Origin of the sequence: Streptococcus mitis, assembly GCF_023109235.1 — a bacterium.
Classification (GTDB): Bacteria; Bacillota; Bacilli; order Lactobacillales; family Streptococcaceae; genus Streptococcus; species Streptococcus mitis_DA.
Genome location: NZ_JALDUC010000001.1, coordinates 245,760 through 257,889, shown reverse-complemented (window position 1 = coordinate 257,889; position 12,130 = coordinate 245,760). Strand labels below are relative to the sequence as shown.

The 12,130-nt window shown below is 41.1% G+C and carries 11 protein-coding genes; 5 read left to right on the top strand and 6 right to left on the bottom strand.

Annotated features, from left to right (window positions below):
- Positions 1-18: 18 nt before the first annotated feature.
- The gene (locus tag M1F55_RS01275) at positions 19-1,626 is read right to left on the bottom strand and encodes a glycoside hydrolase family 13 protein (protein ID WP_247947102.1); all 1,608 of its coding nucleotides are present in this window, start codon (positions 1,624-1,626) and stop codon (positions 19-21) included.
- Positions 1,627-1,778: 152 nt separating this feature from the next.
- On the opposite strand from M1F55_RS01275, the gene M1F55_RS01270 reads away from it, so the two are divergent.
- The gene (locus M1F55_RS01270) at positions 1,779-3,263 is read left to right on the top strand and encodes a DUF1846 domain-containing protein (protein WP_247947101.1); all 1,485 of its coding nucleotides are present in this window, start codon (positions 1,779-1,781) and stop codon (positions 3,261-3,263) included.
- Between the two features lie 94 nt (positions 3,264-3,357).
- Positions 3,358-3,840 (top strand): S-ribosylhomocysteine lyase, encoded by a 483-nt coding sequence (locus M1F55_RS01265; RefSeq protein ID WP_000032547.1) that lies wholly within the window; start codon positions 3,358-3,360, stop codon positions 3,838-3,840.
- Between the two features lie 60 nt (positions 3,841-3,900).
- On the opposite strand, the gene M1F55_RS01260 is transcribed toward M1F55_RS01265, so the two are convergent.
- From M1F55_RS01260 to rsmH, 5 genes are all read right to left on the bottom strand, one after another.
- Positions 3,901-6,006 carry an ATP-dependent Clp protease ATP-binding subunit gene (locus tag M1F55_RS01260; protein WP_247947100.1) on the bottom strand — a complete coding sequence of 702 codons (2,106 nt, stop codon included), beginning with the start codon at positions 6,004-6,006 and terminating at the stop codon, positions 3,901-3,903.
- 339 nt (positions 6,007-6,345) lie between these two features.
- Positions 6,346-7,326: a phospho-N-acetylmuramoyl-pentapeptide-transferase gene (gene mraY / locus M1F55_RS01255; protein ID WP_247947099.1), complete on the bottom strand. Its 981-nt coding sequence runs from the start codon at positions 7,324-7,326 to the stop codon at positions 6,346-6,348.
- Position 7,327: 1 nt separating this feature from the next.
- On the bottom strand, positions 7,328-9,580 hold the full coding sequence (pbp2x, locus tag M1F55_RS01250) for a penicillin-binding protein PBP2X (protein WP_247947098.1): 2,253 nt from the start codon (positions 9,578-9,580) through the stop codon (positions 7,328-7,330).
- Positions 9,581-9,583: 3 nt separating this feature from the next.
- The gene (gene ftsL / locus M1F55_RS01245) at positions 9,584-9,901 is read right to left on the bottom strand and encodes a cell division protein FtsL (protein WP_000227824.1); all 318 of its coding nucleotides are present in this window, start codon (positions 9,899-9,901) and stop codon (positions 9,584-9,586) included.
- A 9-nt stretch (positions 9,902-9,910) separates the two neighbouring features.
- Entirely contained in the window at positions 9,911-10,861 is a 951-nt protein-coding gene (rsmH, locus tag M1F55_RS01240; RefSeq protein WP_247947097.1) for a 16S rRNA (cytosine(1402)-N(4))-methyltransferase RsmH, read from the bottom strand.
- 166 nt (positions 10,862-11,027) lie between these two features.
- Here rsmH and M1F55_RS01235 point away from each other — a divergent pair, with 166 nt between their 5' ends.
- The 3 genes from M1F55_RS01235 to M1F55_RS01225 are packed head-to-tail and all read left to right on the top strand — an operon-like array spanning position 11,028 to position 12,116.
- On the top strand, positions 11,028-11,240 hold the full coding sequence (locus M1F55_RS01235) for a helix-turn-helix transcriptional regulator (RefSeq protein WP_247947096.1): 213 nt from the start codon (positions 11,028-11,030) through the stop codon (positions 11,238-11,240).
- Positions 11,237-11,779, top strand: coding sequence for a DUF3278 domain-containing protein (locus M1F55_RS01230; protein WP_247947095.1), 543 nt, complete (start codon positions 11,237-11,239; stop codon positions 11,777-11,779). The genes M1F55_RS01235 and M1F55_RS01230 overlap by 4 nt, the downstream gene beginning before the upstream one ends.
- Positions 11,780-11,789: 10 nt before the next feature.
- Entirely contained in the window at positions 11,790-12,116 is a 327-nt protein-coding gene (locus tag M1F55_RS01225; protein ID WP_247947094.1) for a hypothetical protein, read from the top strand.
- Positions 12,117-12,130: the final 14 nt, after the last annotated feature.

The window sequence follows — 12,130 nt, the reverse complement described above, 5'->3', positions numbered from 1 at the left end:
TTTTTCTGTAAAAAATGTTTATAGCAATTCCACACAGAAAGCATCCCATGGAGCCAAGCTTTGTTTTTCAAAAACTTCTTGAGCAAAAGTGTTTTCAATCAAAACTGATTTAACATTTCCTTCTACGGTCAAGTCTTGTTCTGCATTGGACAAGTTAGCTACGACTAGGAATCGACGGTCACCATCTTTACGGATATAAGCAAAGACCTTGTCAGCTGTTTCCAATAGTTCAAAGTCAGCTCGAATCAGCCAGCTGTTTTCCTTACGAATTTTGACCAGTTTCTGATAAGTATAGAAAATAGAATCTGGATTTGCCAGCGCTTCTTGAACGTTGATTGCTTGATAGTTTGGATTTACTGCCAACCAAGGTTGACCTGTTGAGAAACCAGCGTTTTTGCTCTCGTCCCATTGCATAGGCGTACGGGCATTATCACGTCCAATGACACGAATACTGTCCATGATTTCTTCCATCGGAACGCCTTTTTCAATAGCCTCACGCGCATAGTTGAGGGATTCAATATCTTCTACTTGGTCCAGTGTTTCAAACGGATAGTTGGTCATCCCAATTTCCTCACCTTGGTAGATATAAGGAGTTCCTCTCATGAGATGAAGCAAGATAGCAAAGGCTTTGGCAGATTTTTCTCGATATTCATGGTCATTTCCCCAGATTGAGACGATACGAGGGAGGTCATGATTGTTCCAAAAGAGTGAATTCCAGCCGTCCTCAACGCCTAACTCTGTCTGCCATTTGTTGAAGATTTCTTTTAACTTAGGAATATTCAGTTCTTTTTGATAGTGCCACTTAGGCTGACCTTCCTGATACTGAAGACCAATATGTTCAAAATGGAAGACCATAGACAATTCTTGCCCCTTTGGATTAGAGTAGAGCTTGGCAATCTCTGGCGTTGCTCCCCAGGTTTCCCCTACTGTCAAGAGATTCTTATCTCCAAAGGTGGCCTGATTCATCTCCTTGAGATAGGGGTGAAGCATAGGACCATTATTGACTACTTTCTCATCAGGAATTTTCCCAATCATGTCAATGACATCCATGCGGAAACCACCAATGCCTTTATCAATCCAGAAGTTCATCATCTCATAAATTTTCTGACGAAGTTTTTCATTTTCCCAGTTAAGATCCGGCTGTTTCTTACTGAAAAAGTGGAGATAGTATTGACCTGACTTTTCATCATATTCCCAAGCAGATCCACTAAAGATAGAATCTAGGTCGTTGGGTTCATCGCGCCAGATATAGTAGTCTCGCTCAGGGCTGTCAGGATTTTCACAGGCCTCGACAAACCATGCATGTTCATCTGAGGTATGATTGACCACCAAGTCCATGATGATACGAATATCACGCTTCTTAGCTTCCGCAATCAGTTGGTCCATATCCTCCATGGTTCCAAAAATCGTTGCAATCGCTTGATAATCAGCAATATCATAGCCATTATCATCCATAGGGCTGTCATAAACTGGAGAAAGCCAAATCGCTGTAATTCCTAACTTGGCTAGATAGTCTAACTTACTGGTAATTCCTGGCAAATCGCCAATTCCATCTCCGTTGCTATCCATAAAGCTCTTAGGATAAACTTGATAGACTACGGCATTGTGCCACCATTTTTCTTGCATCTTCTTACCTCATTATTTTAATAATCTACAGTCTATGATAGCGCTTTTCAGATTTTTATGCAAGCGTTTGCCTAATCTTTTTGATTCCTTTTTTAACTCCATAGTTTCCTAACTTCCATTTTTTTATTATAATAGAGGTCAGAGGTAAAAAAATGAAAAAACAAGCTTTTAGTTCTGAACAATATTTGAATCTACAGCGCGACCACATTTTGGAGCGCATTAACCAATTTGACGGCAAGCTCTACTTGGAGTTTGGTGGCAAAATGTTAGAAGATTTTCACGCTGCTCGTGTTCTTCCTGGTTATGAGCCTGACAACAAAATCAAGCTCTTACAAGAATTGAAAGAGCAAGTCGAGGTTGTAATTGCCATTAATGCTAACAACATCGAACATTCCAAAGCACGTGGTGACTTGGGCATTTCTTATGACCAAGAAGTTCTTCGTTTGATTGATAAATTCAATGAATTGGGAATTTTTGTTGGCTCCGTTGTTATCACACAGTACGCTGGTCAACCAGCTGCAGATGCCTTCCGAAACCAGCTTGAGAAAAACGGAATTGATTCTTATCTTCATTATCCAATCAAAGGATATCCGACGGATATGGATCACATCATTTCTCCAGAAGGCATGGGAAAAAATGACTACATCAAAACCAGTCGCAACTTGATTGTCGTAACCGCTCCTGGACCTGGTTCTGGAAAATTGGCAACCTGTATGTCCAATATGTACCACGACCAAATCAATGGTATCAAGTCTGGCTACGCTAAATTTGAAACCTTCCCAGTTTGGAATCTTCCCCTTCATCACCCGGTCAACTTGGCCTACGAGGCTGCCACAGCAGACCTTGATGATGTCAACATGATCGACCCCTTCCATCTCCAAACCTATGGAGAAACCACTGTCAACTACAACCGTGATATCGAAATTTTTCCAGTGCTCAAGCGCATGTTGGAACGTATCCTAGGAGAGTCTCCATACGCTTCTCCGACAGATATGGGTGTCAACATGGTTGGTTTCGCTATTACAGATGATGAAGCTGCTGTCGAAGCTTCTAAACAAGAAATCATCCGTCGCTACTATCAAACTGTTCTTGATTTTAAAGCCGAAAAAGTTGGCGAAGCTGCTGTCAAGAAAATCGAGTTGCTTATGAATGACCTCGGTATCACACCAGCAGACCGTGAGGTTGCTGTCGTTGCGCGTCAAAAAGCAGAAGAAACTGGCGGACCAGCCCTAGCCCTTGAATTGCCAACTGGGGAAATTGTTACTGGTAAGAACTCAGAGCTCTTTGGCCCTACAGCCGCTGCTCTTATCAACGCCATCAAGAAATCAGCTGACATCGCTAAAGAAGTAAAACTAATCGAGCCTGAAGTCGTCAAACCGATCCAAGGTCTTAAAATCGATCATCTGGGTAGCCGCAATCCGCGCCTTCATTCAAATGAAATCCTGATTGCACTTGCTATCACAGCTACGGAAAATCCCGACGCTGCCCGCGCTATGGAAGAACTTGGTAACCTCAAAGGAAGCGAAGCTCACTCAACCATCATCTTGACAGATGAAGACAAGAATGTCCTTCGTAAATTGGGTATCAATGTAACCTTTGACCCATACTACCAATACGACCGCTTGTATCGCAAGTAACGATTTGAACCTCTCCACCCTCGGAGAGGTTTTCTCTCTGTCTCAAGAGCCAGCTTTATGTTATAATGAAAGAAGAAAACTGAAAGGATTTACCATGTCAAAAGAAGTTATTGTTGAAAGTTTTGAACTTGACCACACTATTGTTAAAGCACCCTATGTTCGCTTGATTGGGGAAGAAACAGGACCAAAAGGAGACATCATCTCCAATTATGACATTCGCTTGGTGCAACCAAATGAAGACTCTATCCCTACCGCTGGTCTTCACACTATTGAGCACCTCTTGGCAAAACTCATCCGCACCCGCATTGACGGTATGATTGACTGTTCACCATTTGGTTGCCGTACAGGTTTCCACATGATTATGTGGGGACGTCATACTAGCGCTGAGATTGCAGCAGTTATCAAGGATTCGCTGAAAGAAATCGCTGAAACTACCACTTGGGAAGATGTCCCTGGAACAACCATCGAATCTTGCGGAAACTACAAGGATCACAGCCTCTTTTCTGCTAAAGAATGGGCAAAGCTCATCTTGGAACAAGGGATTTCAGATGATGCCTTTGAACGCCATGTCATCTAAACACAAAAAAGGAACCAGTTTTTCAGCTGGCTCCTTCTTTTTTATGCTCAAAATTCTGTCTTAGGCTTTTTCACGAATGACCAAAACACCATCTTCCATATCAGCTTCTAGGTGTTTAGCATCAAGGTTATCCAAGTGGAAATCTGTGACTTTGTCACGGATTTGTTGTTCAACCACACGACGGAGTGGACGAACACCCATGACTTCATCGTAGCCTTCCTCAGTCATGTATTCTTTAGCAGCTTCGCTCACTGCCAAGTCAATGTCTTTCTTAGAAAGCGTCTTGTTAACTTCAACCAACATAAGGTCTACAATCTTAGAAAGATCTTCTTTGCTCAAGTGTGAGAATTCGATGACAGCATTGAAACGGTTAAGGAATTCTGGACGGAAGTAAGGTTTCAAACGATCCATCAATTCTGGTTTATCAGCATCTTCTGTCAAGTTAGCTTCGTAACCAAAGCCTGCGTTTGAAGTTGCGATAATCACCGTATTCTTGAAGTTGACAGTGTTACCTTGACCATCTGTCAAACGACCATCGTCCAAAACTTGAAGGAGAAGGGTGATGACTTGAGGGTCAGCCTTTTCAATTTCGTCGAGAAGGACGATTGAGTATGGATTGCGACGGACGCGTTCTGTCAAGGTATTGTTGTTGTCATCGTAACCAACATAACCTGCAGTTGTACCAATCAATTTAGATACGGATGTGCGGTCGCTGTATTCTGACATGTCCAAACGGATGATAGCATCTTTCGTTCCGAACATATCAAGAGCCAATTGTTTAGCCAACTCAGTCTTACCAACACCAGTAGGACCTACAAAGAGGAAGCTACCAATTGGACGGTTACCTTCATCAAAACCAGCACGGTTACGACGGATAGCTTTTGCTACTGCTTCAACGGCCTTATCTTGACCAATAACTTTCGTCTGCAAACGATGACCCATATCTTTCAAACGTTCGATGTCCGTAGCCCCCATTTGAGATACTGGAATACCCGTCATACGTTCTACAGATTCAGCCACATCGTTGACACTTGCAGTCACTTTCATATCTTCTGTATGGTTTTCGATTTTCTTTTCCAATTCTGCAATGCGTGTTTTATAGTTTAGAGCTGCTTCAAAATCTTCTGCCTCAACTGCTTTTTCTTGCTTGTCTTTTTCTGCCTCAATTTCACGTTCAACAGCATGAACATCTGTTACTGGATGCTGAGCTGCCAAGTGAGCCGCCGTAACATCGACAAGGTCGATAGCCTTATCTGGCAAGCTACGTTGTGGAATATATTGAACAGAGTAATCAACGGCAGCTTTTAAGACTTCATCTGGCAAAATAACATTGTGGTGTTGTTGATAAAGATCTCGAATACCTTGAAGAATCTTGAAAGTATCTTCAGCAGATGGAGCATTAACCTTCACTTCGTTGAAACGACGAGCAAGGGCTGCATTTTTCAAGATAGTATTACGGTATTCATCTTGAGTAGTTGCGCCAATCACTGTCAATTCTCCACGTGAAAGAGCTGGTTTCAAGATATCAGCAAGACCTTTAGACCCTTGACCATCACCTGTGCTACCAGCACCAAGAATTTGGTGAATTTCGTCGAAGAAAAGGATAATATTTCCAGCTTCTTTGACTTCGTTTACCAAGTTTTGAATGTTTTCTTCAAAACTACCGCGGTATTGAGTCCCAGCCTCAAGTCCTGAGATATCAATGGAAATAATTTCCTTATTCTTAATAGCAGCTGGAACATCACCATTCACAATAGCTTGTGCTAAGCCTTCGACAACTGCTGTCTTACCAACACCTGCGTCTCCTACTAAAACAGGATTATTCTTGGTACGGCGTGAAAGGATTTCAGATGTTTCTTGAATTTCCTTGTTTCGTCCGATGACAGGATCCAACTTGCCCTCACGCGCTTCTGCAGTCAAGTTTCGACCCAGTTTAGCAAGGACACCATCTTGTTTCATACCTGAAGACTGTTGTTTCATTTGTCCATCAGTTTCTGCATTTCCTGGCAATTGACCAGTTGCACGATAGTGAGCAAATTCCTCAGGTGTGACTTCACGTCCATTAATCAAGTAACGGCGATTTTCAGAACTATATCCTCGCATACCACCCATCAATTGGTTAAATAAATCATCCATGTTGTTAAAATTATTAAAGTTGTTGTTCATATTCTTTACCTCTTTTTATTTACTTAGTTATGATTACTGATATTGACTATCTTTGACCTTTATCTTAAAAAATTTAGACTAGCTAAATCGCTACTCTACGTACTATTTCTGGTTTTTCTTTTTCAAGCAGGAGTAGACTATCTTTACTTCTAAAGATTTCTAGATTAAACATAGACCCCACCTCTTTCTATTTTACTTTAAATAAGTGTTCTAGTAAGGCTTTCATTTACCTTACGTTCATAATATACTACATTAGTCAAAAAAGGTCAAGGGATTTGACTTTAATTGACCAATATTTTTTAAAAAGCAAAAACACCCTGAAACATCAGGGTGCCATTCTTACATCAAATACAAAATTGCTAGGGTCAGGAGACTTGCTAGAAGCCCCACTCCCCAAAAGAAGAAGTCAACCTTCCACTCGCTCCAAGGATTTCCTTTACCAGACAATCCTCCAAGTTCAAAATGGTGATGCACAGGCGTCATACGGAAAATACGTTTTCCACCAGTCATTTTGAAATAGCCGACTTGCATCATGACCGAAGTTGTTTCAAAGACATAAATAATTCCGATAATCAAGAGAGTCCATTCTTGGTGGAGAGCCATTGAAATAGCTGCCAGCATTCCACCGAGAGCCAAACTTCCCACATCTCCCATAAAGACCTTAGCAGGCTTATGGTTAAAGACAAAGAAACCAAGCAAACCACCAATCATGGCAAGAATCACTAGAAGGATATCCATCTGACCTTGCATATAGGCAATAACTCCATAGGCAGACAAACTAATCACAACGGAAATGCTAGCTAAACCGTCAATACCGTCTGTCAAGTTTACTGCGTTTGAAAAACCGACTAGCCAGAAAAGAGCGAAGACAATATAGAAAATCCCTAGATGCACTTGGTAGCCAAAGACAGAAAGCATATCGCCACCACGCTCATAGAAAAGGTAGAAAATGACACCACCTAGAAGCTGAAGAGCCAATTTCTGCTTGGGATTTAGCCCCTCATTGATTTTTCGGAAGACCTTGAGGAAGTCATCTAAAAATCCGATTAAACCATAGAGAACCAAGATAAATAAAATCATACCAACATTATTGCTGAGTTGATTACTAAATAGGGCGAAAAAGAAAGCAACTAAAACAGAAGCAATTAAGAAAACCAAACCTCCCATTGTAGGAGTCCCAGCTTTTGCCTGGTGCTGTTTGACATCCTCATGCATCTGCTGGCCTGTAATTTGCGCCTTTCTATAAAATTGGATAAAGGCCGGAATTCCTACTAAAGTTAGTAAAAATGTCACAATTCCAGCACTGATAGAAATAAACATATTAGTCTCCTAAAGTTAATTTAATTTTTTTAATGTTTTTGATAGCTGTATTAGTCCGAACATCCTGCTTCTGAACGACGGAACCTGAACCTTCAAATTCCAGTTCAATATCCAACCATTTAGCAAAGGTCTCAGCAGTCTCTTTTTTCCAGCCATACATGTCTGGAATTTCTTCTACCTTATCCGATAAAAGGAGAACTTGTTGGTTTGGTGCAAGATTGGTCCCTTCTTCTACAGAAGTCTCTTTAATCTTTGTTCCAGTACCTACAACGATTGGTTGCACAATATTTCGGCGTAAGGCTTCCGCCAAATCACCGGGTGAAATATCCTTGATGCTAGGCATTGCATAAGAAGACTCTGTAGTCACTTGATCTAAATTCTTAGCTGGAGATTGAAGATTGAGAGATTCTTTCATAGCTGAAGCTCTTTCAAGAATTGGGTTGGCAAATTCTCCCAATTGGATACCTGAATAATGTTCAGGCTGTTGAACCGTTACATACAAGATAAAATCAGGATTTTCAGCAGGGTTCATAGCCACAACCGAGAAAATGTAGTTGGTAGAACCAACCAAGTAGCCTCCATTTTTCTCGTCAGCGATTTGAGCCGTGCCAGACTTGAGGGCCACATTTTGACCTGGAACATTGACGGTTGCCTTGCCTGTGCTATGGTTATACATGGTTCCATAAACTGGATCTGTTCCTACTAAGACCATGTGAGTCCGAGTTTGACTTGCTGCATCTTTCGAAACTGGATTTCCTACAATCTCTTTTTGAGATTTACGAGCGGTCTGATCATTTGGATCATACAAGGCCGTAATAAATTTAGGCTCTAGCATGACGCCATCATTGGCAATGGCTGTAAAGGCACGAATCATTTGCGTCTGAGTTACTGAAATCCCTTGTCCAAATGAACTCTGAGCAATATTAACAATATTGTCAGCTGGAAGTTGGCCTGCATATTCATCTGTCAAACCAAAACGAGTTGGAACCCCAAATTTAAAGCGGTTTAGATAATCCAACCAAGTAGCATCCCCCATTTTCTGCTCAAGAAGTGTCATCCCAATATTACTTGAGTGAGCAAACCCTTGAGAAAATGTCATCATACCACCACCGGTCAAACCTTCATTAACGTCCCAATCTCGAATCGTCGCATCTGCTATTTTTAATTCACTGCTATTGAAGTATTCTCCACCTGGGAAGGTATTGTTGTCAATAGAAGCCGCTAGCGTCATAACCTTCATAGTTGAACCTGGTTCATAGTTACTTTGATAAAGGATATCACGCCAAACAAAGTCCTTAGTGATTCCTTCTTTAGTATCTGCATTAAAGGTCGGTCGTTGAGTGGTAGCAAGGATTTCACCGGTCTTGGCACTGACCAAGGTCGCAGTCATGTACTTACCTTTTACTTTTTCTAGAAAGGCATCCATCTGGGTTTCCATGAAAGATTGGAGCGGGCTAGACAATGTTGTATAAACATCCTTGCCATCTACAGTCTGCTGCGCTACCTGTTCTGTACCCGGTACGATATTTCCTACACGGTCTTTTTCATAGGTAATAATTCCGTTTGTCCCAGCAAGAATGGTATTCAAAGAACTCTCCAAACCAGAAGTTCCTAATAAACTCTTGCTGCCATCTTCATTTTCATGAAGTTGGGCTAAGCCAATAAAACTAGAAGCAAATTGGCCATTTGGATAGCTTCTGTTAGGGCTCGTTGTAAAGTCAATCCCTTCCACACTAGCATCTTTTAAATCTTTTTTAATCGCCATCATATTGGCATAGGTAATCCCATTTCCTTTTGCACCAAAGGAAACCTGAGTCAGATTTGGTTGAGCTAATTGCTCTTTCACATAAGCTTCATCCATGTCTAAATACTTATGGAAGACTTCAGCTACCTTATTAAACTGCGAATCCTCTACATAAAGAATTTTTCCAGTTGCTGACTTGTATTTTTTATCAATAACAGCATAGACGTTATAGGAAGTCGCATCTTCAGCAATAGGCACTCCATTTCGGTCATAGATAGTCCCACGTTTGGCAGGAACTGTTCGGGTTGTTTGGTGAACCTTTTTAGCCTCTTTTACCAAGTCAGTACCAAATATATTACCTTTTGCGATAATATAAGCAAAATTGGCCAAAAAGAGGCCGAAAAGGGCAACAGCTAAAAAGCTGAGGTACTTGCCAACTATCCTACGGTTTTCTGCTGGAGATTTACGATTTTTTACCGCAAATCGGGTTATTTTTTCTGTCCATTTCATATCTTACTCCGCTGTTCGGATGTTTTCATTATTCAATTTCAAATCTTTTTTATCTGCAATTTCTTTCAAGCGCTCTGAACGAATCAATTCATTCACTTCCTGCTTGGCATCGTCCAGCTCTGTCTTCTTCTCCTCTATCTGCGCATTGATTTTTGTCAAATCACTTTGCACTTGCAAGAGTCGTGTCTGCATAAAGATAATGCTCACTGCTAAAACGAGTGCCGTAAAAGCGATGGAAAGATAAAAAGCCTTCTCCACACGTGAGAATTTTTTTATACGATTCTGCAAGAATTGACTGGTTGTTTCTTTCTTATCTACCATTTTTTCCTCTTACTTGTGAATTTTTCTGGCCACGCGCAACTTGGCTGAATGCGAACGGTTGTTGGCTTCTAACTCCTCTGCACTTGGCAAGATTGGCTTACGGGATACCAATTCCATCTTGGGCTTGAGATCATCTGGGATGAAAGGCAAGCCTTTTGGAACTTCAACCGTTGAAGCTTCCTTGAACAATTGCTTGGTCAAGCGGTCTTCCAAGGAATGAAAGGTAATCACTGAAATTCTACCATCTAGAGCCAACATCTCCATAGCCTGCTGGATGGATTCATCTGCCGCTCCCAGTTCATCATTGACTTCAATTCGAATAGCCTGGAAAATCTGCTTGGCAGGATGGCCCTTCTTCTTGAGCTCCTTGGCAGGTTTGGCCGACTTGATAATTTCTGCTAACTCAGTCGTTGTCTCGATTGGCTTGACTTCACGTGCTTGTTCGATCTTACGCGCAATCTGTTTAGAGAATTTATCCTCACCATACTTGAAGAAAATACGAACCAAGTCATGATAGTCATAGTGGTTCACCACTTCATAGGCTGTCAGACTAGCTTCCTGATTCATCCGCATGTCCAGTGGCGCATCCTTTTTATAAGAAAAACCACGTTCACGCTGGTCCAATTGAGGACTAGACACTCCCAAGTCATAACAAATTCCATCAATTTCCTGAACACCAGCTTCGCGCAAACGTGCCTGTAAATGACGGAAGTTATCCTTGATAAAAGTCACCATCCCCTTCTCAATGTAGGAAGCCAAGCGTTTTTGCGCATTGTTAATGGCATTCTGGTCTTGGTCAAAGGCATAGAGATGGCCTTTTTCACTTAATTTACTTAATAAATATTCGCTATGGCCTGCTCCACCCAAAGTCGCATCAACATAGATACCGTCAGGCTTTACGTCGAGCATATCAACCGTTTCGTGGAGTAAGACCGTTACATGATGAAATTCTTTTGTCATATCTTATCTATTTTACCACAAATCTGACTAGCTTGCACTAGTCAGACAAATAGGTCAAAAACAAGTAAGATTTCTTTAAGAAATATGTCAAATATGCTTGACATTCGCGCCATAGAAGAATATAATATAGTCAAATATATACGACACAAATCAGAAAGGAGTCCAGATGAATCGTGTGAAAGAATTTCGCAAGGAACTGGGCATTTCCCAGCTCGAACTCGCCAAGGATATCGGTGTCTCGAGACAGACCATCAATATGATTGAGAACGACAAGTACAATCCAACCCTGGAACTCTGTCTCAATCTCGCTCGCAGCCTTCAAACTGACCTCAATAGTCTCTTTTGGGAGGATGATTTTTTAAAAGGAGCAAACTCATGAAAAAAGAAACCTTCACTGAAAAACTGATCAAACGCACATACGGTATTTCTGGTCCCCTTGATGAATACAAACGGCTTGAGGCCGATCGTATCGGTAACCAAGTCTTTATCATCCTCTTTTATCTGATGATTTTCGGAAATCTTATTCCACTCCTTCTGGCCTATAAATACCCTCAAGAAGTGGCTCTAATCTATCCTCCTCTAATTTTAGTGATTGCCCTCATCGTTGCTGGATATCTCACCTACCAAATGCAAAAAACAGGAATTACAGCTATTGATCCAGATATGCTGAGTGAGAAAGAAAGTAAGCAACTACATTACCCAGGTCTTAAAGCAGGTTTGTTCTTTGGTCTATGGATGTTTTTTATAACTCCTCTTCTCAGTATACTCATAGGTGAAAGTCCGGACTATTTTCATTCTCTCCTCACTATAAGAAATGGTGTATCAAGCATTCTCGGTTCTATCTTCTTCGGAGCAAGCATACAGTTCCTCATTTCCCGTCGCATTGCAAAAACTAAAAAAGAGCAAGATGAGGATTAGGAGGTGCCCTATGAAATCACTAGTAACTATACTTACCTATCATCTTTTGTTTGCTTCACTGCTCATCTTCATCATCGTTTCAGGGAACTTGCCAATCTACGATATAGTCCTCCTTCCAGTCTTTGTTCCAGCACTCAACAAAGGATTGACTTATCTAAAGATAGATTCCCAAAAAACGCGCATACTCAACCTAGCACTATGCTTTATGATTCTATCCTTACCACAGCTGACGCTCATTTCAAGCAATTGGAAATATTATATACTGCTAACTATCGCCATCCTTTCTTCTATTACTTATCTTTATTATCTCTATCAATTCGTAAAAGAAACAAAATAACATCGTTCATTTAG

Coding starts and splice junctions, on each gene's coding strand:
- M1F55_RS01275 (WP_247947102.1), bottom strand. CDS start 1,626: ATGCAAGAAAAATGGTGGCACAATGCCGTAGTCTATCAAGTTTATCCT.
- M1F55_RS01270 (WP_247947101.1), top strand. CDS start 1,779: ATGAAAAAACAAGCTTTTAGTTCTGAACAATATTTGAATCTACAGCGC.
- M1F55_RS01265 (WP_000032547.1), top strand. CDS start 3,358: ATGTCAAAAGAAGTTATTGTTGAAAGTTTTGAACTTGACCACACTATT.
- M1F55_RS01260 (WP_247947100.1), bottom strand. CDS start 6,006: ATGAACAACAACTTTAATAATTTTAACAACATGGATGATTTATTTAAC.
- mraY (WP_247947099.1), bottom strand. CDS start 7,326: ATGTTTATTTCTATCAGTGCTGGAATTGTGACATTTTTACTAACTTTA.
- pbp2x (WP_247947098.1), bottom strand. CDS start 9,580: ATGAAATGGACAGAAAAAATAACCCGATTTGCGGTAAAAAATCGTAAA.
- ftsL (WP_000227824.1), bottom strand. CDS start 9,901: ATGGTAGATAAGAAAGAAACAACCAGTCAATTCTTGCAGAATCGTATA.
- rsmH (WP_247947097.1), bottom strand. CDS start 10,861: ATGACAAAAGAATTTCATCATGTAACGGTCTTACTCCACGAAACGGTT.
- M1F55_RS01235 (WP_247947096.1), top strand. CDS start 11,028: ATGAATCGTGTGAAAGAATTTCGCAAGGAACTGGGCATTTCCCAGCTC.
- M1F55_RS01230 (WP_247947095.1), top strand. CDS start 11,237: ATGAAAAAAGAAACCTTCACTGAAAAACTGATCAAACGCACATACGGT.
- M1F55_RS01225 (WP_247947094.1), top strand. CDS start 11,790: ATGAAATCACTAGTAACTATACTTACCTATCATCTTTTGTTTGCTTCA.